The 22,703-nt window shown below is 21.6% G+C and carries 25 protein-coding genes; 9 read left to right on the top strand and 16 right to left on the bottom strand.

Annotation, left to right across the window (positions count from 1 at the left end; translation table 4 throughout):
• Positions 1 to 50 precede the first annotated feature (50 nt).
• The 12 genes from ACQH25_RS01485 to ACQH25_RS01430 all read right to left on the bottom strand — a co-directional run bounded on the left by ACQH25_RS01485 (position 51) and on the right by ACQH25_RS01430 (position 12,993).
• Entirely contained in the window at positions 51 to 3,035 is a 2,985-nt protein-coding gene (locus ACQH25_RS01485) for a hypothetical protein (protein WP_425381511.1), read from the bottom strand.
• Positions 2,962 to 4,317, bottom strand: coding sequence for a hypothetical protein (locus tag ACQH25_RS01480; RefSeq protein WP_425381510.1), 1,356 nt, complete (start codon positions 4,315 to 4,317; stop codon positions 2,962 to 2,964). Before ACQH25_RS01480 ends, ACQH25_RS01485 begins: the two co-directional genes overlap by 74 nt.
• Positions 4,311 to 5,792 (bottom strand): hypothetical protein, encoded by a 1,482-nt coding sequence (locus tag ACQH25_RS01475; protein WP_425381509.1) that lies wholly within the window; start codon positions 5,790 to 5,792, stop codon positions 4,311 to 4,313. Before ACQH25_RS01475 ends, ACQH25_RS01480 begins: the two co-directional genes overlap by 7 nt.
• Positions 5,793 to 5,796: 4 nt before the next feature.
• Positions 5,797 to 7,704 (bottom strand): hypothetical protein, encoded by a 1,908-nt coding sequence (locus tag ACQH25_RS01470; protein ID WP_425381508.1) that lies wholly within the window; start codon positions 7,702 to 7,704, stop codon positions 5,797 to 5,799.
• A gap of 43 nt (positions 7,705 to 7,747) precedes the next feature.
• Complete coding sequence (locus ACQH25_RS01465) at positions 7,748 to 8,089, bottom strand: hypothetical protein (RefSeq protein WP_425381507.1); 342 nt, start codon at positions 8,087 to 8,089, stop codon at positions 7,748 to 7,750.
• A gap of 4 nt (positions 8,090 to 8,093) precedes the next feature.
• On the bottom strand, positions 8,094 to 8,612 hold the full coding sequence (locus tag ACQH25_RS01460) for a hypothetical protein (protein WP_425381506.1): 519 nt from the start codon (positions 8,610 to 8,612) through the stop codon (positions 8,094 to 8,096).
• Positions 8,613 to 9,515, bottom strand: coding sequence for a hypothetical protein (locus ACQH25_RS01455; RefSeq protein WP_425381505.1), 903 nt, complete (start codon positions 9,513 to 9,515; stop codon positions 8,613 to 8,615).
• Positions 9,516 to 9,525: 10 nt separating this feature from the next.
• A complete protein-coding gene (locus tag ACQH25_RS01450) occupies positions 9,526 to 10,341 on the bottom strand; it encodes a hypothetical protein (protein ID WP_425381504.1) in 816 nt (271 codons plus the stop codon).
• Positions 10,310 to 10,591: a hypothetical protein gene (locus ACQH25_RS01445; RefSeq protein ID WP_425381503.1), complete on the bottom strand. Its 282-nt coding sequence runs from the start codon at positions 10,589 to 10,591 to the stop codon at positions 10,310 to 10,312. Before ACQH25_RS01445 ends, ACQH25_RS01450 begins: the two co-directional genes overlap by 32 nt.
• A gap of 2 nt (positions 10,592 to 10,593) precedes the next feature.
• A complete protein-coding gene (locus tag ACQH25_RS01440; protein ID WP_425381502.1) occupies positions 10,594 to 11,913 on the bottom strand; it encodes a hypothetical protein in 1,320 nt (439 codons plus the stop codon).
• A gap of 12 nt (positions 11,914 to 11,925) precedes the next feature.
• On the bottom strand, positions 11,926 to 12,462 hold the full coding sequence (locus ACQH25_RS01435) for a hypothetical protein (RefSeq protein ID WP_425381501.1): 537 nt from the start codon (positions 12,460 to 12,462) through the stop codon (positions 11,926 to 11,928).
• A gap of 147 nt (positions 12,463 to 12,609) precedes the next feature.
• Entirely contained in the window at positions 12,610 to 12,993 is a 384-nt protein-coding gene (locus ACQH25_RS01430) for a hypothetical protein (RefSeq protein WP_425381500.1), read from the bottom strand.
• A 223-nt stretch (positions 12,994 to 13,216) separates the two neighbouring features.
• On the opposite strand from ACQH25_RS01430, the gene ACQH25_RS01425 reads away from it, so the two are divergent.
• Positions 13,217 to 14,356, top strand: coding sequence for an Mbov_0401 family ICE element transposase-like protein (locus ACQH25_RS01425; protein ID WP_425381499.1), 1,140 nt, complete (start codon positions 13,217 to 13,219; stop codon positions 14,354 to 14,356).
• A gap of 1,232 nt (positions 14,357 to 15,588) precedes the next feature.
• On the opposite strand, the gene ACQH25_RS01420 is transcribed toward ACQH25_RS01425, so the two are convergent.
• The 3 genes from ACQH25_RS01420 to ACQH25_RS01410 form a co-directional block, all read right to left on the bottom strand.
• Positions 15,589 to 15,840, bottom strand: coding sequence for a GNAT family N-acetyltransferase (locus tag ACQH25_RS01420; RefSeq protein WP_425381498.1), 252 nt, complete (start codon positions 15,838 to 15,840; stop codon positions 15,589 to 15,591).
• A 38-nt stretch (positions 15,841 to 15,878) separates the two neighbouring features.
• The gene (locus tag ACQH25_RS01415; RefSeq protein ID WP_425381497.1) at positions 15,879 to 16,016 is read right to left on the bottom strand and encodes a hypothetical protein; all 138 of its coding nucleotides are present in this window, start codon (positions 16,014 to 16,016) and stop codon (positions 15,879 to 15,881) included.
• A gap of 83 nt (positions 16,017 to 16,099) precedes the next feature.
• Entirely contained in the window at positions 16,100 to 16,423 is a 324-nt protein-coding gene (locus tag ACQH25_RS01410; RefSeq protein WP_425381496.1) for a hypothetical protein, read from the bottom strand.
• Positions 16,424 to 16,757: 334 nt separating this feature from the next.
• Here ACQH25_RS01410 and ACQH25_RS01405 point away from each other — a divergent pair, with 334 nt between their 5' ends.
• From ACQH25_RS01405 to ACQH25_RS01370, 8 genes are all read left to right on the top strand, one after another.
• The gene (locus tag ACQH25_RS01405; RefSeq protein WP_425381495.1) at positions 16,758 to 17,972 is read left to right on the top strand and encodes a hypothetical protein; all 1,215 of its coding nucleotides are present in this window, start codon (positions 16,758 to 16,760) and stop codon (positions 17,970 to 17,972) included.
• A 69-nt stretch (positions 17,973 to 18,041) separates the two neighbouring features.
• Positions 18,042 to 18,209 carry a hypothetical protein gene (locus tag ACQH25_RS01400; protein ID WP_425381494.1) on the top strand — a complete coding sequence of 56 codons (168 nt, stop codon included), beginning with the start codon at positions 18,042 to 18,044 and terminating at the stop codon, positions 18,207 to 18,209.
• A 50-nt stretch (positions 18,210 to 18,259) separates the two neighbouring features.
• Positions 18,260 to 18,418, top strand: a complete 159-nt coding sequence (locus tag ACQH25_RS01395) for a hypothetical protein (protein WP_425381493.1) — start codon at positions 18,260 to 18,262, stop codon at positions 18,416 to 18,418.
• A gap of 115 nt (positions 18,419 to 18,533) precedes the next feature.
• Positions 18,534 to 18,824 (top strand): SemiSWEET family sugar transporter, encoded by a 291-nt coding sequence (locus ACQH25_RS01390; protein ID WP_425381492.1) that lies wholly within the window; start codon positions 18,534 to 18,536, stop codon positions 18,822 to 18,824.
• Complete coding sequence (locus tag ACQH25_RS01385; RefSeq protein WP_425381491.1) at positions 18,817 to 19,101, top strand: SemiSWEET family sugar transporter; 285 nt, start codon at positions 18,817 to 18,819, stop codon at positions 19,099 to 19,101. Before ACQH25_RS01390 ends, ACQH25_RS01385 begins: the two co-directional genes overlap by 8 nt.
• Before the next feature lie 60 nt (positions 19,102 to 19,161).
• Positions 19,162 to 19,875, top strand: a complete 714-nt coding sequence (gene plsY / locus ACQH25_RS01380) for a glycerol-3-phosphate 1-O-acyltransferase PlsY (RefSeq protein WP_425381490.1) — start codon at positions 19,162 to 19,164, stop codon at positions 19,873 to 19,875.
• Between the two features lie 174 nt (positions 19,876 to 20,049).
• Positions 20,050 to 20,316, top strand: a complete 267-nt coding sequence (gene rpsO, locus ACQH25_RS01375) for a 30S ribosomal protein S15 (protein ID WP_425381489.1) — start codon at positions 20,050 to 20,052, stop codon at positions 20,314 to 20,316.
• A gap of 450 nt (positions 20,317 to 20,766) precedes the next feature.
• Positions 20,767 to 22,302 (top strand): P-loop NTPase fold protein, encoded by a 1,536-nt coding sequence (locus ACQH25_RS01370; RefSeq protein ID WP_425381488.1) that lies wholly within the window; start codon positions 20,767 to 20,769, stop codon positions 22,300 to 22,302.
• Between the two features lie 159 nt (positions 22,303 to 22,461).
• Here ACQH25_RS01370 and ACQH25_RS01365 read toward each other — a convergent pair whose 3' ends face one another.
• On the bottom strand, positions 22,462 to 22,698 hold the full coding sequence (locus tag ACQH25_RS01365) for a YneF family protein (protein ID WP_425381487.1): 237 nt from the start codon (positions 22,696 to 22,698) through the stop codon (positions 22,462 to 22,464).
• Positions 22,699 to 22,703: the final 5 nt, after the last annotated feature.

Here is a 22,703-nt window from a genome sequence, read left to right as displayed (position 1 = left end):
AATAGTTAACAACTCCTTATTAGGGGATTATATCATAAAATAATATATTTTTATCTTGAATTTAATACAATTTTTGAAATTGTTAATGTATAATTTTCTACTTGTCTTATTATTCATTGTTCTTTGTATTCTGGAGATAATGGTTCATTAAAATATTCATGAAAAGTAGCATATAAATAAATTGGAAATATTTGTATTTTAAAATTTAATCTGCTATTATCTAAATTTTGAAAACCTAAATATGTTGTAGTAATATCACTAATACTATATTTATGAATAGTTGGATTTGGTTCATTGCTTGCTGTTACAGATGTAATAGCGGTATTATCAAATAAATTATATAATTGATTAATATTATTAACTTTTTTATTAATTGCAGCCAATGCATAATATTCCATAAAATTACCGGCTTGATATGGGTGTATTACATTATTACTTTTAATTTCTAAATATTTATTATCTTTATAATATCTTAAATCTTTTAAATCAAAAGGATACATTTGTGTATGATTTTTTAAAATAAAATCTTCTTTTGTATTTAAAAAATCTGCTTTTCCACCTTTATATTCGTTAGTTTTATAATCTCATGAAATATATAAATCTATTGACTTATAATATCTTTGTAAATCTTCAAAGCTATTAATTAATAATGTAGGGTCTAACTTAGATTTTATATCTAAATTAATTTCTAATGGTTTAATTTTTAAACCAACATTATTAATTCATTTGTCTTCATTATAAATTAATTGATTATTTTCATTTACAACAAATAAATTTTTTATTGGTAAATCAGCACTATATGTAGGATTATCTGGAATAATAATTATTGATTTTGCTATATTTTGTGGACTTGGTGGTAATATTTTTGCTGGATAACTAAAAGTAGTTTCTTCACTTTCACTATATTCATCATGATTTAATTTATACAAAGTTAATCAGTTAAACATGTTACTAGTAAATAATCCCATATTATTATAACGAAATTGAGCAACTGATATTTCATTATAATCACCTTGATAAGTAAAAGGATTATCACTATAAAATGTATGTCTTTCTTCACCTTGATGTAAACTTTGAGTTACTATTGTATCAATAATATAAGCATAATTTGAACCATCAATAACTCCATTACTTGTTGGATTTCATTGACAATCTTTATCTTCATTTGTAAAAGGACTTGCTATATCTAAAAATTCAGTATCTTCTGCTAAAATATAAACTTTATTATTTTTCTTTTGTGATAAATCAACAGTACTTATTTGCTCTTTTGTAGTTAATTTCTTCCCAGTAGTAGGGTCTCATGGATATACTGATACTCTATCACTTAATTTCATAGTCATAGCAGTTGTTGAAACATTAGCACCTAATAATTTACCAATAGTAAAATCATTATCATTTGTAAAAGCATTTAAAGGAATTAATCCACCATTACCAATAATACTTTCTAAATTAGAAGCAAAAAAAGCAGACATAAAACCATTAAAATATAACATTTTTTTATATTGTTGAGAATTTTGAGTAATAACTCAACTACTTCATATACCTAATGTTAAAGCATTTAATAATTTACCAATTAAAGGAATATCACTTAAAGCAAAAGGTAATCATTGATTACTATCATAAGGCATTTGTATTAATGGACTAAATACTACACTATTAAAATTTAATATTGCTGACATATATTTTTGACTGATTTTACTATAATCAACAGTTGGACTTCCTATAATTAAATGAGTATCTGGGTCTTTATATTTAAAATTACTTGACATATCAACATTATAATTACCAGAGATATTATTTATATTTCATTCACTATCTCAAAAGAATTTTGCTTCTCCTATTGCTGTACCATTACTTTTTATTGCTTTATCTTTATCAAAAGAAAGCATACCTTTAAAATCTTTTGTTACAAATAAATTATCTTGAAAATTTAATGAAGTTTTTAATCATTCTGTAAAATTTTTAAAATTAGTAAATCCAGTAGGTTTTGCATCCATAATATTATAAAATGTAGTTTCTGGATGACTACTTGTAGTTATTTTATCATTTATTCCAGCAAGTAAACCACCATTATTTTTAATATCAGTTGTAGAATGGTCATTATTACCAGCAATAAATAATCTTCTTGAAGCAAATACTTTACTTTCAAATATTTCATCATTATTTTGTTGTATTGGTTCTTGTCCTTGAATAATAGGTCTTCCATAATAATAACAACTTGTTAATAATTCTAATCCATAACTTTGTCTATGACTATAACGTACACCAATATCACACATTAAAGTACGATTTAATGTTACTTTTCCTTGTTGAATAGTAGGGAAAGCATAACCACTACCTGGTGAAGCATATTGTACAAAATCAAGTGTATTTTGACCACTACTTATTACTCTATCATTTAAACTACTAAAAGTTAATACTTGCATACTAAATGTACCATTATATGGACTATAATAATTTGTTACATTTGAAATATATAATAATTGTCTATCTTGATTTTTAGTACTATTACCACCTATATTTTCATTTTCATCATTAAATACAACAAAAAATTGTAAATAATCATCAATTGTAATATGTTCTTCAAACATAACTAATGTATATTGTCTTTTAGTTTGTACTGTTTTAAATATTTGATTATTTGGTAAATTACTAAAATCAACACCACTTGTATCATCAATTAAATAAGCATTTCAATAATCACCAATTTTATATTGTTTTGTATAAAATTCATCTTGTGAAGAAACTTTATGAGTATTTGGATTAATAATACCTTTATTTTTTTGATATATTTTTGTACTATTTTTTCAAATACATACAACTGGAGTATTACCAGTTAATATTAATTCATATTGACCAAAATCACTAATTTTACTATTAATTGGTTTATATCCAGTTTCAGTTAAAGGTATTGCACCATTATTTATAATAAATGGAAATATTTTTCAATGACTTTGTCTTTTAATTAATATTTGTTGCATCTTTAATCTCATGTGAGCGTGTTTCATTAGTTGTATTTGTTGATGTCTGCTCATTATTATTACCTCCTAAATCTTTATTTAATTTTTGATTTTCTTTAATAATATTTTCTAATTTATTTTTAGCCATAAGTTGATCAATATTATCATATTCACCAATTGCTTCAATTATTGTCATTGTGCCATTATTTAATCTTGAATTAATAATTTGGTCTTGTATTATTTGGTCTGTCATAGCAATTGGAATAAATTTAAAACTATAAGGTCTTTCACCAATTCCATTTCATTTATTTTCACTAATAAGTAATAAATCAAAAATACGATAAAAATAAGCACTATAAAATGCTATTTTTATTTCTGTTGTTTCCATATCAAATTTATTATTAAACATACTTTGTGTTTTATTAGTATAAACATCATTACCATGTTCATCATAATCATAACCAGCACCATTAAATATTGCTTTAGCAGTACCATTATAATCTAATCAATATTCATTAAATTTTGGGTCACCTTGAATAATTTGCATACCACCATTACCATTTTTATCATAACCAGCACTACCAACATTAACAAACATATCTTTTTTAGGATTTTCTGCAATATTACCATTTTCTTGCATTTCTTTAACTGTTTCATTATCTAATGCAGCAAATAAAGTAGTAACATTTAATTCACGTTCTAATCTTTTTTGTCTAATTACACGATTTAAATCTCAAATTAAATCTCATACTGGTGTACAATCTGGATAAGCATTTAAAGTAGTTGCATTACCATATAAATTTATTATTGGTAAATTAGTAATTTCAAAAATTGGTATATAATTAAATGGATTTTTAATTTCATAAGTTTTTAATGGAATAATATTAGGTTTTAACTTTGTTCTGGTAGAACCTAAAATAATATCTTTATTATTATCTTTATATGTTTCATATTTAACTTTTCCATTTTGTATTGTTACTCATGTTAAAGTTGCACTATCTGCTTGTTCATTAATAAAATAAAATTCTGCTGCTTGTTCTTGTTCATTATATTTAGCAACTCTACCACAAAAACTATTAGGTAATATTTTAAGTGATTTACTATTATCTTCATTAACTATAATCATTATAAATACTTTACCCATTAAACTATTTTGTAAACCAAATTTATAAAATTTTTCTAATCATTTATCTTTTAAATTCATTTCATTTAAATAATCTAATATTTCTTTTTTACTTGAATTAAATAAAAATCCTTTACCTAATCATAATTTAGTTGATTTTTGAGCAATAATCATAGGTATATCAATATATCAATTACTTTTATCACAACTTAAATATTCCATTGTATTTATCATAATTCATCACCATTAAAATTATTTTTATTAATTAATAATTTATTATTAATCCCATTAATTAATCATTTCATTTCATGCATTAAAGCATACATATCACTATCTCAAGTATCATCATGTAAATCTAACATTTTAAGAGTATTATTATTAGTATCTAATTTCTTTTTATCTAATCATTGCATTAAACTATATTGTCTTTTAGTTTCAATACATCTTTCTCAATTAAAACTAATAATATTTTTAAGCATACAAATTGTTGTAAAATCAATTCTATCATTTAAATATAAAGTTGATTTATCTACTGCTATAAATTTTAATCATGTTATATTACGTTTTTTAACTCAACTTTTTAAAACATCAATAAATACTAATCCACCATTACCATAATCAACATAACAAGTAAAGCCAAATAACATTGCTATATAACGTTTACTTTCATTAATATAATAATTAATAATATCATTTGCTAAAGTATCAGTATCTTTATATTGCATAATAGCATTACTATGATAAAATTCACTTTCTTTATGCGCTCTTCTACCATTTTCATTTTCACCAATAAATCATAATGAAGCAGCAGTTGGATGACCACTACTACTTGTTGCCATACCAATATCTAATCCACCAGTTAATCTTTGTACTTGAAAATCTAATTTAGTACCAACTTTATCAAGATATCTTGCAAATATAGCACCAGTAAGAATACTTGGTACACCATAATATCAACTTTGTGCTTTTATAGGGTCTAATACTTTTAATTCTTCTAAATCATTAATCATATCTAATGTAAGATTATGAGCATTTACTTTTCAATTTGAATAATGAAATAATTTAAAGATATTATTATCAAATACTGATTTAATTTGTTCATTTTTAGATTTCATAATTTCTAAATTAAATGGAATAATATTATTCATATAATTAATATAATATTGATAAATATTATCTGGATTACAACTTTTTATTTTAATTCTTTTTTTAGCATTACCTAATGCAAATGTTATTGCTTGAAATTCTTGTTGACTAAATTCATTTGCTTCTTCACATCATTCAATTGCTAAATTAAATCCTTTTATTTCACTACGAGAAAGACCTTTTAAAGGTATTCTATCATTTGAATTACTATATACACCCATTACTCTAATAAATGATTTAGTGCCTTTAAATCTAAAATCTGCTTGTTTATTTGGATATTTTAAAGTAAAATCTTTATAATCATTAAAATTAATTGTTATTAAAGCATTATATATTTCTTTAACTAAATCATTAATATCTTTATTTAATTTTCTAAAACAATATATAGCAATTGATTTATTCACTTTAATTGAAATAGCAATTAATATTGCTAATTCTTCTGCAATACTATATGTTTTACTAGAATATCTACTTCCACTTAAATTATATTCACTATGAGTAAAATCACTTTTATTTAATAATCAATAACTAATTTCATGTAAATAAGTAAATTCTTTATTCATAATCTTATTCCTGTAATTCTTGTAATTTTCATAAATAACCTTGATCAGTTATTAATTTTATTAATTTATTATTTACAATATTAATATATGAAATTCTTTTTAAACTTGGAAGAAAACATACTCAATTTGATGATGTTTGTGGTTGTCAAAATATTTCTATTGTTTGTGTTGGAGTTTTGCCAAATGTACTCAGACTAAAAGGATTCAAATCATAAAATATTTTATAAAATGTATTTGATTTTAATTGATAAGAAGAAATAGAATTACCACTTAATGATATTGCTACATCTTTTCATTTTGGATAAGGTGTTGGTGTTGGACTTTCTTTTAAATTTATTTCTCATTCATTTTCTCTAATTTCTTTTGTTAATAAAGTTTTTGAATCAATTTTTATAGGTTTCTCAATATCTACTATTTCTGGTGATTTTATTTCTAATGTAGTACTTTTAATTTCATACAAATCATCTGCTTTTAATTCTTCCAGCCTATATATTGCTCCCCCAGTATCTCCCCCATTTAATTTTAATGTTCATTTTGTATTATCATAAATCATATTTAATGAAGCATCACTATTACCTATTTTTCTAGAAGTAATACGATAAGTACCTGTACCAATAGCACTTGCTGATGTAAAAAAGATAACTTCTTTATAACCATTTTGTAAAGGGACACTTGTTTCACTAATTAAAAATACACGATAAAGAGCATGTAAACTAGGTGAAAAATTACTTCATGTTCTATCATCAATTCTTTCACCAATTGTTTTTCATACTACTAATTTTTTAATTAAATCTTTTACTTTTATAATTTCATCATCTACATATTTTTTATCTGGAATATCTAAATCATCAGTAACAAATGGGTTATTATAATATGTAGTTTTTGTAACTCCAATTTTAATGACATTATTAACTAAATTAGTTGCATTTTCTTTATCTGTTTTATTATTAAATATTCTATCTTCATCAACATTACCACCACCAGAAGCACTAATAATATTATCTTTAATAGTAATATTATTTCCAGCAGTTAATTTATATTGTAATTTATCATCTGCATATTTTTTAGGTAATAAAGTATAATCAGTATATTCATCAAAATGAAAATCATATTTATACTCAACATGTTTTCATTTATTATTTGGATTTAAAATATCTGCTAAGTGTTCAGTTATTTTTTTATTTAAAAAATTAGTAAATATTCTTTCTTCAATAATTTTATTACTAATATCACTATTAACTACATGATTTTCTTTATCATATTTAATATCAATAGTTTCTTTTGGGCTTTTAAATTCTGGTACTGTAGTACTTGTATTAATACCCCTAGTATCAATATTAACAATTGGTCTTAACATATTTTGTGGATGAGTAATAGTAATTTTAGTTCTAGAATCTAATGATTGTATATTAGTATATGGTATATATGCATTTAATGGACTATCTTCACCACAATTTGAAATAAATTTATTAAATCAATTATTTTTTTGTGGTTCTATACCTTTTAAATTAAAACCTTTAATATTTGGATATTCTTTAATTTTTCTTAAATAATTAAATACTTCTGGTGGTATAAAATAAGGGTCATCTGGATTAGTTTCACTATAAGTTAATCCACCTTGACTAATTGAACCTTGACCACGTAAATAATCAACATCTTTAGTTAATAAAAATCTAACATAATGAGTAGTTGCTGTTTGTATATTATCTGTAAAATCAGTTGGTGTTATTTCTGGTCATTTTTTTGAAATAGTAAAACCACTTAAATAATCAATATTACTACTTGCTACAGATATTGCAAATCAAATTTCATTATCTGGAGTAGTAACTTTATCAAATAATAATTCATTAAAATATTTAGAATTTTTAAATTCTTCAACTGTTATAAATAAAATTGGGTCTTTAATAGCCATAATAATTTACTCCTTAATGTAAAATAAAGGGTATTTAAACCCTTTAAATTTTAAATTTAGTTGCTTTTTGTTTATCTTTTTCTGATAATTCTTTCTTTTTAGATTTTTGTACTAAAACAAAATTGTCTACTTGTTCTTTATTTACATTAAAACTATCAAGTAATTTAGCAGTTGATGTAGTTTCTAATTGTAAATGATTATTTAATTGTTTAATATTTGCTGTAATAAATTCTAATTCTTTATTACGTTTTAATTCTTTTGCTAAATTAGATTGTTTTGATTTTTTAATTGATTTACCAAATAATAGAAATGCTACTGTGATAAATATACCACTAGCTACTGCTCCACCTATTATTGCTGATATTAATTCTATTGAAAAATTCATTTTTTTATTCCTCCAATTGTATTTTATTTGAATGTTGTTTACATAAATTACATTCTTTTTTATGTTTTTTAATATTTTTATATTGATATATTAAATATGGACTTGTAATAATAATTGGTATAGTTATTAATGCATATTTAATTAATTTTCCATAATTCCCTAATTTAGTAATAAGATTTAAACCAATATGACCAAACATAGGAAATAAAGTTAATATTAAATGGTCTGGTCAAGTAAAATTATATTGATTAGTATAATTACCTATTCCTATTGCTATTGGTATTTTAGGTATTAATCATGGTGTTATTGTAAAAAATAATGTTATTAATATACCTATAATATGACTAGTTATTTTTAAAATATTTGATATTAATATTTTTATTTTATCTATATGAGTACTATTTTTATTAAATCAAATCTTATTTAATCTTTTATATTCTTTATTATCTTTTGAAATTGGATTAATAGTATTTCATATCCCAATTGGTTTAATTGGTTTATCTAATTCAATAATAATTAGCACCTACTTTCATGTTTTATATTTACTTTTATTTTTATAAATTGAAATACCAATATTTTTATTTAAATTATTAGTTTTATGAAAAGTTAAATATTCTTTTCTTTCTACTTTTCATGCTCTACTACCTAATTCAGTTTTTGGTAAAGTTTTAAATTCTTTAAGTTTAAAAAATCCACGTTCTAATTTATTAATAAATGCAGTTGTTTTTAAAACATTAATATTTTTTGCTTGTAAAATATAATAACTTTTTCTTCCTTTAGTAATACTTTTCTGTTCTTTAAGTTGTTTCTTTACATATTTACGAATTTGACTTGGTAATCAACTTCTTAAAAAATATCTTCAAAATATTGTACCAGCACCATTACCATTTTTACCTTTTTGAACTTTCATTAAATTTCAAGTTTCTTCTGGTACATTTGGATAAGTATATACACCATATCAACGTTTATTTTTACTTGTATCACTTTGAAATAAACCTTGTAATATTCCTACTTTTAATGATTGATTAGATTTATAAAATAAACCTTTTTTAAATCATGAACTTGATAATATTACTCAACCTTTATCATCTTTATTATCTTTTTCTATATTTTTACCATTAATATCTTTTTTATCTTCTTTAAACAAATTATTAACTTTTTTTATAGGTTTAAATACTAATTTATCTAATTGAGTTTTTAATTCAGTTAATTCATTAGGTTTTAAAATTGATAAAAGTTTTTTAATAATATTTGGATTAAACGTTGAATATGGTTGTCCAAGTTCTTCTTCACTAACATTTTCACTATCTAAAACTGATTTTAAACTTTGATTTTTACTATATAACTTTAATAAACTAATAATTGCAGTTCTAATATCATTAGTTTCTAATGCAGAATAGATAATTCTAATAATTAAAGGTAACATAATTTAATTCTTATAAATGATAATAATTTTCATCAAATTCTAAATTTGCATTAATATTAACTTCACTCATATTATCACTACCATATTGACTAGTTGTTTCACTATTAATAGTAAATCTATTGTCATTATTTATTAATCTTGCTGTTTCATTTGTAAAACTAGTTTCTTGCATTTCTATACTATGATTTGTTTCCATAGGTAATAAATTATGAATAATTTCACTTATTCCAGCAACAATAGTAGGTACTGCATAAGCATTATTAAAATCATTATTAATCCCCATCGCAACTCCACTACTAATCAAGCAACCACCAGTTGCCATATTTGCTATTTTTCTAATAGTTTCAAATTTATTAGGTATTAATTCAGTAATTCCATTAATAAGGTTTGATATACCATAAGCATTTAAACTAATATATGTATCCCAATCCATAAAAGATTGTTTATCATTATTACTAAATAATAAATCTGGTGGAAAAGGGTCTACTGTTGTTGTAGTAATTGGATTTTCTGTTGGATTAGGATTAATGGAAGAGTTAGTAAATTTACTATAATTTGTTAAACCAATTGTTCCTAATCCTAATAATATTTTTTTACTACTATTAATTAATTTAGTTTTAGTGGTTGGTTTTTGATTCAAGTTTCAAATATCTAAACCTAATTTTTTACCAAATAATAAAGAATTAATACTACCTAACACTGGATTACCTATAAGTTGACCATAATATGCAGAAATACCTATCATACCAGATAATGGACTTATTGAAGAACGTATTATTTTTAATAAAGTATAATTATTTGATTGTGTATTCTCAACATGTGGCATTTTTAACATCCTTTAAATTAGTTTGTTTTTTAATTTGAATTCTAACTGTTCCTTGACAATGAATATTATCTCCTACACATATAGCATAATTATCATGTACATCACTGACAATAAAATAATCATTTCTTAATTTAGGATATTCATCTAATAAAATTGCTCTTATATCATTACTTGTAGTTAAATCTTCTGGTTTAGATGAATAAATAGTAATATGTGCTTTTTCATCAAAATATTTATAAATATATTCCATAATTATTTTTTAGTAAATTCTAATTTTACTGTTCCATAATAATCTTTATTATCACCAGTCATAGTAGCACTTGTTGATGTAATATTACTAAATGTTACTTTACCTTTTTCATAACCATTATTACCAATATTTACTATTACAGTTTCTAATTCATCATTAGTAGGAGTTGCACCAGCCATAGTAATTTTTCCTAAATTTTTATAATAAATAACATCTTGTAAATCTAAAATATTCATATTATCATAATCAGTACTTTGATAAGTAGCATTAATATTAGTTGCATCAACTTTATAATTTTTTGTTCTTGCTTCTTTAATTTCATCTACTGTTGGCATTTTTTCTTGAATTATATACATTAAATTAGGTCTTATTGCTGCAGGTAATGAATATAATGCTTTACCAATAATACGAATATTATCTGTAGCATTATCTAATTTATTTCTTACTTTTGTAAATGAAATAGGCATACCTCACATATATCTGTTATAAACTATTCCAAATAAATTTAATAATTTATAATCTTTTTCTAAATGCATACCAGAAACAGTATCATGAATAAAATCTTGTTCTAAATAAAAACTTTCATAAAATTCCATACCCATAATTTGATTTGTATATCTTTTACCAGTTGCTAAAGTATTTGCAGCAATTTGTCCATAATTTAATAATGTAAATGCTTTTGCTAAATTAAAACTACTATCAATACCACAAGCACCAGTTAAATCTGCTTTATTAATACCAACTGTAATATCATCTACTTTTTTAATTAATTTATTATTTCTTTCTCCAATTGTATAATAAGCATTTAATGCTTGTTCTTTAGTCATATTATTTAAATTTAAAGGTAATACTAATGATTTAGCAATTGCATAATCTTTTGTACCTTGTAAAAATATTAATTCAAAATTTTCTCTTAAATTTCTCATAAATGAACTTGTTCAATTTGAAACAATTTGTGTTGCTACATTTGCTGGTGAAGTCATAAATCTTTCAATATCAAATTCTGGAATATTAAAATCAATTGTTAATTCTTTATCAATAATTAATGTTGTTGTTTTAACTGTTCCTTTTTGTCTTTTAGTACCAGTAAATTCATCTCATATTGAACCTCATAAGACACGAACAGTTACTCTATATATTGCCATTGCTACACCACTAATATTTGCTATTTGGTCAGCAGTAACAGTATTTCTCATAAATAAAGTACTTAATTCAGCAGTTAATTCACCACGAACTTGTGCTTCAAGTACACTTAAAACAGCATTTTCAGTAGGAGAATTACCACCAATAATAAATGCTTTAGGTATTTGTGGAATTGCCATTTTATCCTCTTTCTATTTAATAGATTGAAGTGCATTTCCTCTTGCTAAATTTACAAGTTTTTCTAATTCGTTACGGTCAGTAATACCTGTAGTTTTTGCTTTTTCATTTAATTTTCTTTCTAATTCTTCTGGATTAATACTATTTATATGTAAATCTAAAAGAGTTTTAGGATTAAAATCATTTGAATTAGGTTTATTTTCTTGTTTAATAGGTTCTGTTTTATCAATTAAAAAATCTTTATAATCTTCATTTATTTTATTAAATGCTTCTTGTTTTGATAAAGATTTATAATTATCAGTACTCATTAAATTTTTAATTAAATTAACTTTTTTAGTATCTTTAATATTTGAAAATAATTGTTGCTCTTCAAAACTATTAATTTTATTTTCATATTCTTTTAATTTTGTTTCATATTCACTTAATTTAGTTAATTTAGGTTCAATATCTTTTTTACTTTCAGCATATACTACATTTCTATGTTGTTTTAGTAAATTTTTAACATCATCTAAACTATAATTCTCTTTTTCATCAAAAGTAAAATCACTCATACTTTTAATCTCCCTTTTGTTAAATTTTTATTATTTCACTTGGTTAATAGGTCACTTTTATATATGTTATTTAACATATTCACTTTATTAAATTATATCATTTTTCCCTTTAAAATAAAGAAAAAAACCTATATTTATTATAGATTTTTAATCATTATTTTCTATTTTTCTAGGTTCAGAAATATTAATAATTATATTACTATTATTTGTTTCTATAATTTGATTATCTATTAAATCATCAAACATATCTCTATGATTTGTTCTTAAATATAATCATTCATATTGTGCAACTTTAGTTACATTTTTTAATCTTGCTATTCCTATTTTAAGACATGCTTTATCATATTCTTTAATAAAATCTTTTTGTCATTTTGTCGCTCTTCTTCGGCAATCAAATATATATTTATTATCAACATTTAAAATATAATTTAATTCTTGTTTAGTACATTTTTTTAAATTATCTTTATTTTCTCTTAAATATTCTTGTATTTTTTCTTTATAATTTCCTAATTCTTTTCTTTGTTTTGGCATATTATCACCTTTTAAAATCATTATTAATAATAATATTATAACATTTAGATTATATAAAAAAGAAAAGATAACTAATAAAAGTTATCTTTAAACGTTGCAATAGATTTGCTAGTTATTTCAATCGTTCTTTAAAATTATACTTTAAATTAAACATTTTTTCAATAATAAATTAATAAATTTGTTAAAATAGTGAGATAAAAAATAAATAGAAAGGCGTTAAAAAATGTTTAATTATAAAAATAATTTAGAATATGAAATTAATAGAATTATAACAAATCATGTTAATAAAATCCATGATTTTAATGAATATTTTTTTCAAACTAGAAATAAAAATAGATATTTAGTTGCTAAAAAATGTAATCGTAGTATTATTTTTGAATTTGGTAAAATAATTTTTAATCAAAGAGTTTATTGAGATAAATTAAATAAAGAATATTATTATCCCGTTTATGAAGAGTTTAATATTGATAAAAGAGCAAAAATTATTAATTGATTAAAAGAAGAAATAATATCATATTTGGGAAAAAAGAAAAATTATCAAGATATACAAGATATTTTTAAATATACTTATGTTTCAAAAGTTACAATTAGTAAAATTCATAAAAATATAAAAATTAAAGAAATATTACCACAAGAAAAAATTAAGGTAAAAGATAATGAATATATTTATATTAATGTTGATGATTGTTTTGTACCAGTTTGAAATAAAAATAAAAAAAGAAAATTACAAAAAATTAGAAGTATTTCATATAATACTGGTAAAAAACAAATAAGTAAAAATCGTAATAAATTATTAAATAAAAAATATAATTTTATGTTTAATTATAAATCTAATCCTAGACAAGATTATTTTGAAGATAATCCTACTGTGGAAAGTACTTGAAAAGGATTAATAAAATATTATGATTTTTATAATCCAAAATTAGTGGTAGCAGGTGATGGTGCTGGATGAATTAAAAATTTAGCAAAATATTTAGGTGCTTATTATGTTTTTGATAAATATCATGCTTTAAAATATTTATGAAATGAATATAGACCTAATAATTTAGGTAGAAAATTAACATTAAATAAAGAAAAATATAATAATTATAAAATTGCTAAAAATTATTTTATTAATAGTCAATATGATGAATTAATAATATTTTTAATAAAAACTAAAGTTAATAAAAAAACTTTAAATATTTTTAAAAATAATAAACAAGGTATTATTAATCAATCTGCTAGTTGAAATATAGGTTGTAGTGCTGAAAGTGATATATTTCATTTAGTTAAATCTCAAACTAAAGGTGCAAAAACTTATAATTATAAAACATTAAATAATATGTTAATGGCAAAAGTTAATTATTTAAATAATAGAATTTAATTTTTTAAAATTTAATTTTTTTAAAAACTAATTTTAATAAATTAGAATTTTTATATTAATTAAATTAAATATGATTACATATTTTATTTTTTTATGATATAATTAAAGTAACAAATATTTAGATTTGCTAGTTTTATTGTTTGAAGTTAGAAAATCTATCCGTTATATTAATTCGTCTATTATATTTTTTTGTCATTATTTAGTGTTAATTTCCTATTAGTTATCGAGTGAAAATTTCCCAAAATAATTTATTTTTTTATTAAAATTAATTTTTAATTAATTACTTTAAACATAAAATAATGAAAATACTATATAACAAGGAATAAATGCTTTAGAATATTTTAATAACAAAACGAGATGCTTTAATTGTAATATCATCAAAAGGTGGTTTTATTGTTTTATTCTTTTTTCCAGACAAAATATAACCGTTTTTGCCATTACGATTTTATTCTCTTAATTCTTGATCAAGGTTTTCATCTTTTTCTTTTAATTTTTGTTTTTCTATCATGTTAACATCAATATTTACTTCTTCAACAAAATTTATAGCTTTAAAACTATTTAAAGTGATATAAATTTACTCCTTTTAAGTATTACTAACTTAATTATTGAAATTATATAATGATTTTAAATAGATGTCAGTAATTGTCTCTTTTAATTTTTGTAGAAAATAATTGATCATATTAAATACTTTTACCATTATCAAATATAAACATTTGCAAAAACCACAAAATTATGTAAAATTTTTACTTGTATGTAAAAATCAATTAGAAACCATAAATTAAATAAACATATTATTTAAGTAATATTGTTTTTGTTTTGCTAATAAACTTAACTGTTCTTTAACTAATTCAATTTTTTTATCAATAATAAATAAAAAAACCAAATTTTTATGTTGTAATAATATTTTAATTTTATTATATTAAAATTGTTAGCGAAAAATAGTGAAGTAAGCATTCTTCTTTCCTTTTTTCTTTTATTTTAAATTAGTATTTACATTTATTATTAATATTTCTTTAATTCAAACAAATAGATTTATCTCTTTTCGTTATTTTAAACAAAATAGTGGATTTAAAATATTATTTTTTCAAAAGTTATTTTCATTATATATTTTTTACATTTAAAAACAATTAATAAAATCAAGCATTAAATGTTAAAAAATAACTTTTAACATCCTATTATCACAAACTATTAAATAAAACTATCAAAGTAATTTTTAAATTTATATATTAATATTATATTTTTTTCTCCATTTTTATTAGATGCTTAATGCCAGCATCTAAAAATGGTACTGAACAAACTTGATAACCTAAACTTTTATAAAAATTTAATGCTTGGATTTGAACACAAAGAATTATAACTTTAAAGTTATTTTCGATTGCCAATTTTTCCATAAACTCCATTAACTTTTTACCAATATGAAATTTACGATACTCTGCTAACACACACACTCTTTCAATCTTTGCTTTACCAGCAACATTTCGCATTCTACTAGTAGCTATTGGTATATTATTATCACTAAAAACTAAAAATGAGTAGCCATTTCTTCAAATTCATCTATCTCTTCAGCAAGTGGAACGTTTTGCTCATCAACAAAAACTTTTTTTCTAATTAAAAATGCTTGTTCTAACATTGTAACATTATTAATAATTTTAATTTTCATCATTTTCTCCTTATATTTAATTATATCAATAATTAAATTATTTGTTTCTTTTGTTTTTAATTTGAAAAAATTTAATATCTTTATTATAATCATCTATTATCTTTTGCTTTAACTTTTCATCAAAATACAAAGGTGAAAAGCTTACAGTTCCATTCAATAAATTGATGACATATTTCTTTTTCAACAATTTTTCTAAATTCAATATTTAAAATATTATTTATATTTAATTCAGATTTTAAGCAATTAAGAAAATTAATATTTTTAATTAATTCGCTTTCAAATTCATTATTCTCTAAAATTTTATTTTTATTAATTAAAATTTTATATTCTGTTCAATTAATTCAAAAATTTCGTAAATCACTGCTTATAATATTTTTTAATTGCTTATCACCAATTATTATTTTCACATTTATTTTCCTCTTCATTTTCTAAAACAAAAAAACTTACATTAAGTTTTAATTAGAATATCATATTTTATTTTTTAAGTTTATTTTTTCTTTAAAATATTATTTAAGTTATCTAAATCAATAAACTTAATATCACTATAAGTCATATCAATACTATTTGCTACTTTAAGGTACTTCTTAGGTGATAATTCACTTTTAATAACTAAATTAATTATACAATTTTATAAAAAATTTAAAGTAATATTTGATAATTATTACCATTAATGAGTGTATTTTAATTAGTGCTATAATTTAAGTAACTAGTTTAATCGTTTATTTTAAGGAGGAATCAGTTTTGGAAAAGCAAAAAAATAAATTAACAGAAAAATTACGACCACGTAATTTTTTAGGAGCACAATATTTTGCCTTATTATTTTTTTGAATAATATTTATTGCATTATTAATGACAGCATTAATTTTATTTTTAAATGAAAGAATAACAATTAATAATGAAAAAGGAGTCGATAAAATCCTAAACGATATTGCTAATGCAACTAATGATGCAGAAAAAACTGCTTTATATAAAAATTTAATGGATATTTATTACCCATTAATTGATTTCTCATTAATGTTATTTGTTTTTTCACAAAACAATAATAATGTTGCAATAAGTGATTGAAAAGCAGCATGAACACAACGATCAAATAGTATTAATACTGCTTATTCATATATTTTTATTACCATTTTAATTGCTTTAATTGCTTTAATTTTTTACATTGTTATTATTATTAAACTTTATCGAAGAAGAGCTTTCCAAAAAAAATATGGTTTAACAACTCAATTTACTAATGATTATCCAATTTATGATATTAAAATGTATTTAGGTTTTATAGTTAACTTAGCAATTGTTTTTAGTTTTTTTAATTTTCTAACAACTCTTATTGTTTTAATTTATGGTGTAATCTTAGTATTAACTTCTTACTTTTTTTGATATATTTTAAAAATTAAAACAGAAATTTTAATTATGCATAAATGATGAAAAACACCAAATTTTGCTTTATTCTCATCAGTTATATTATTTCAAAATGGATATACTTTATTAAAATCAGTATTTGCCCAAAAATTTAACGTTAATTTAGATTTAATTTTATCAATTATCCTACCAATTGGCATAATTACCATTTTCATTACTTTATTAATTAAAAATATGCTAAATTCACAAGTGACAGCAGTAAAAACTGCCCTTAAAACAATTGATGCTAAAACTAGCGTTTTTCAAATTTTTTATTATGCACAACAAGAAAAAGCTTTAGAAGACTATACTTTTGTTAGTCAGTTGCCAACACTTATCCGTATACCATTACAAAATAATAGTATTGATACTAAACAAGCATTATTACTAATGACAACTATTGATGAAGCAATAATTTTTTTCAAAGATCATTTTCATAAACCCAAAGAATTAAACTATATGCTTTTTCACTTATTTAATAGAATAACTGATGTTAAAGAAATTGAAGAAATTAAAAGTAATACTCTTAAAATTGAACAACAATTTAACAAAAGTTAATAAAGCCAACCATCAAATATTTAATACAATAGAAAAAATAAAATTTGTTATAATTAAAGAAAGATAATTATGATAGTTGGAAAGGAAGTTATCTACATGTGACCATTTAAAAAAAAGGATAAAAATGGAGCGCCTAACGAACAAAAAAAATGTGATGGTTGTGATAAGATGAAAGATGCATCTGAGTTTACTAAAACAGCAGATAGTAAAACTTTATGCAAAGATTGCGCTAAATAAGTGTGTTAATTAACACACTTATTTAAATTAAAACCAGAAAGGATAAGCCAATGTGATTCAAAAAAAATAACAATAAAACTGATATTTTCTTAGCAAAAAATAAAAAATGTATGGATTGTGAAGATATGTTTACTCCTTTCGATATCCTTGTGACAAAAAAAGGAAAATCTTTATGCAATAATTGTTTTATTAAAGATGAAGAAAAATAAGTTAATGATGTGTTATTAAACACATTTTTTATTGTTTAAAATAAAAAAAATATTTATTTTTGCTTTAATTTATTATAATATTTATAATGAATTAAAATAATTAAAAGGAGAAAAAATGAACACTTTTACACTAATATTAGGATACATTGCAGCAATTTGTATTCCTTTAGCTTTCTTACCACAAACAATCAAAACTATTAAAACAAGAAAAACATCAGGACTTTCTATTTTTTCATATAGTATTTATCAAATTGGTGGTCTTACTTTTTTAGCATTTGGCATACTTCGCAATGATATTCCGATGATTACTTGCCAAACTATTACTGCAACATTAAATTTCATCATCATTGCTATCATTATTAACAATTTAATTAAACAAAAAACTAAGGAGGCAAAAAATGTCTAATATCGCAGTTGATATCGTTGGCTATATAGGTGCTATTTTTATTTCAATTGCCTTTTTACCACAAACAATTAAATTAATTAAAACTAAAAATACAAAGGGTTTATCACTAATGTCATATAGCATTTATCAAGTAGGATTAACATCATTCATAATTTATGCTAGTTTAATTAACAATATTCCATTATTAGCAGCTAACATTTTTGGAACAGTAATTAATATCATCTTATTAACACTAATAATTTTTAATTTATATTATAATAAGAACAGAGAAAAATAAAATTTGCTTACATAAATTTAAATTTTATTAATAAGTATTTACATAAGAATGGAGAAAACAATGGCACACATTAATTTATTAGGAACATTCATTTTTATTATTATTGGCTATTTAATTGGTTCAATCTCACCTTCCATTATTATTAGTAACCTAAAATTTAAAACTGATGTCAGAGAATACTATTCAAAAAATGCTGGTGCCACTAACTCAACACGAGTTATGGGTAGTAAGTGAGGAGCTGTTATTTTAATCCTTGATGGTGTTAAACCAACTATCCCGATCTTAATTGCATATGGTTTAACATTTATTAATATTACTAATCCTAATTATCAATTAATGTTTAGTCAAGCGTATATTTATCCAACTGGTCTTGCTGCAGTAATTGGTCACTGTTGACCAATATTTTATCATTTTCGTGGTGGCAAAGGAGCTGCTTCTTCATTAGGAGTATTATTAATGATTAACCCTATTTATTGTGTTGTTGCCATTGCTAGTTGATGATTTATTTTATATTTGAGTAGAATGTCATCTCTTGCTTCAATGTTAATGATGTTACTTGCTTTTATTTTATCATGAATACCAAAGATGCCACTCCATGATTTTCTTTCACAACAAGATACTCATTATTATGTTGTTAATATCATTATTGCTTTAATGTGAATATTAATTATTATTCGTCATTGAGATAATTGCAAAAGAATTATTAATCATACTGAACGTAAAGTAACAATTTTTGATAAAAAAAATAAAAATTTAGAAAATGAAAAAAAATAAAAGTTTAGAAAAGGAAAAAATAGCAATTATCTCTACGTCAAATATTTTTCAAAATACTTGTTTTAAACCTAAAATTAATGTACTATTATAATTGTGCTGACTTAACATTGTTAATATTCTCTCCGATATTAGCTTTGCTTAAGCCGAATGACATTAAAGGAGAGTTGCCAAAATATGGAACAAATTAAATATGACGAATTAATTAAAAAATTTCGTCTAAATGCTAAAGATACAGGTTCTTCGGCAGTACAAATTATTAATTCAACAAAAAGAATTTTAGAATTAACAACCCATCTACAAGTACAAAAAAAAGATATTACTGCGAAAAGAAGTTTATTAAAAATGGTAGCAAGAAGAAAACATTTCTTAAAATATTTTAAGATCCAAGATGTTACTACCTATCATAAATTATTAACAGCACTATCACTAAAAGATAACTAATAAAAATCAGTATTAATTAATACTGATTTTTTTATATATTTTTTAATTAAATTTAGCAATCAATATTAAAAAGCATTCTAAAATAATTTAAAAAAAATCAATAATACAATATATAATATTAATATACTTGGAAAAGGAAATTACATATGTTTTAAACATATTTTTAAAAATGCCATCGCAATAATTTCTTAAAGAAAGAACTATATAAATGAAAGATAAACCTAGTAAATTAAAAATAAAACATAAATACTGAAAGAATAATTGAATTTTATTTTCATTTGTGTTTCTATTTTAGGTTTTACATTACTTGATATTTATCATGATAGTTTTTCAATGTTTGTAAAAAATTGAAAAACTATAGTTATCTCATTCTTTTTTTTAATTTTATATTCTATATTTTTTTGTTGCTATATTTTTTACGAAAAAACTAAAGTTAAAACAAAATGAACAATGAAAAAAAAGAATGAAATAAAAGAACTCCAAGAAAAAAATAAAAAAGATGACTTTGTAAATTATAATCATGCAATTGAAGAAATAACATTAAAAATTAATGATTTGTTTAAACATCAAAACAATACAAGATATACAACAAATATTTTAATAATAAAAGGAGAATATGGAACTGGTAAAACTTTTATTATGTCTGAAGTTTTAAAAAAATTTGAAAAAAATGAACAATCACACAGTTATTATATCGACTTATCAACAATTGAAAGTCAATCAAGAACCGATTTTTCAAAATATTTATTTAATGAAATAAGTAAATGCATTTCTTATCAAAAATATTTACAAAAATTATTTAAGTTAAAATTTTTTAAAATATTTGCAAAAAAATTACCATTTAATTTTGTCGAAGAAGAAATCAAACTTAAAATTGATAACGATCATCAACAAATTTTAATAGTACTTGATGAAATAGATAGATGTGAACCTGATAATATCATTAGTACATTTACTATTTTAAAAAATCATTGTTTAAATATAACAAATGTAGTATTTATTATTATTTTAAATGAAAAAGTTATAAAACCAATTGTTGAAGATTATTTTAAAATTCCTAAAGAAAATATTGAACATTATCAATTATTTTTAGAAAAAATAACAAGTAACTCAATTGAAATTAGTAACTTTGTTAATTATCAATTTTATAATTTAAAAATTTTAAAAGATAATAAAATTTTACAATGTTCGAAAGATGAAACAAATAAATATATAAACAAGAAAATTAAAATTCGTAATCAAAGACATATTTTAAGAATTATTAATGATAAAGCATCTTGACAAAAAATACTTAAAGATAAATATTTATTAGAATTAGAAAAAGAAAATTCAAAAAAAATGACATCAGTTGATGCAGCATTATTTGAAATAATTCAATATTTTACTATGCTCTCAATATTATTAAACAAAATTCCAAATAAAATAAATGATTTAACACTATCAAATGTTTCTATAATTAATATCCCTCATCATAGATCACCTATTAGGGATAAATTATTAACTTTGCATTATTCAAATTTCTTTACCCTTAAAAATGAAAAAATTGAAGAAATGAATTTTTTAGATTTTTACTTTATTAAAAATACAAAAACATCTTTTAATTTACATTATATTGATATGAGAAATGTAAATAGCTACTCACAAGAAATTGAAATAGTAAAGCAAATTTTAAATAATATTTACCAAATTCATAAAAAATCAGGTTCAAAATCTAATATTGTATTAATTTTAGAGGACTATAATATTAAGAAATATAAAATAATTTTTGATTTACCAAAAAGTAATTTACTAAACTTTAATAATGATGAAGATATTTGAATAAAACTATCTGAAATTAAAACTTCCAATAAAATATTAGACCATTATGATGAAACTATTCATGATTATATTATTAATTTACTAAAAAATAATGATTGAGAAAACAATTATCAAAACTTAAAAACATATTTATCTAAAATAGAAAAAGAAATAGAAAACGTTGCTTAAAATATTTTAAGATCGAAGATGTTACTACCTATTATAAATTATTAGCACTATTACTAAAAATAAGTAATAGAAAATATCAGTATTTAATAAATACTGATATTTTCTATATATTAATAATTACTTAAAACTAAAGTTACTCTATTTTATTAGTAACATACATTATCGTTTCTTAGTAGTACTTTGTTGACGTTTCATTGCTTGCATTACTGATTTAATTTGTGATTCAGTAGGTTTACGTCCCATTTGTAAATACATTGCACGAATCATATTTTCATTAATAGGAGGATTTTTTTGTAATTGCTTTTCAAAAACTTTTTTAGTAACAATAAAGCCAACTAAACCACCAATTAAAGCACTAGCAATGCCAATGATTAATATTGCTCACCAAACCATCATTATTA

Origin of the sequence: Spiroplasma endosymbiont of Polydrusus pterygomalis, assembly GCF_964030825.1 — a bacterium.
Classification (GTDB): Bacteria; Bacillota_I; Bacilli_A; order Mycoplasmatales; family VBWQ01; genus Spiroplasma_E.
This window is presented reverse-complemented; position numbering and strand designations above follow the sequence as displayed.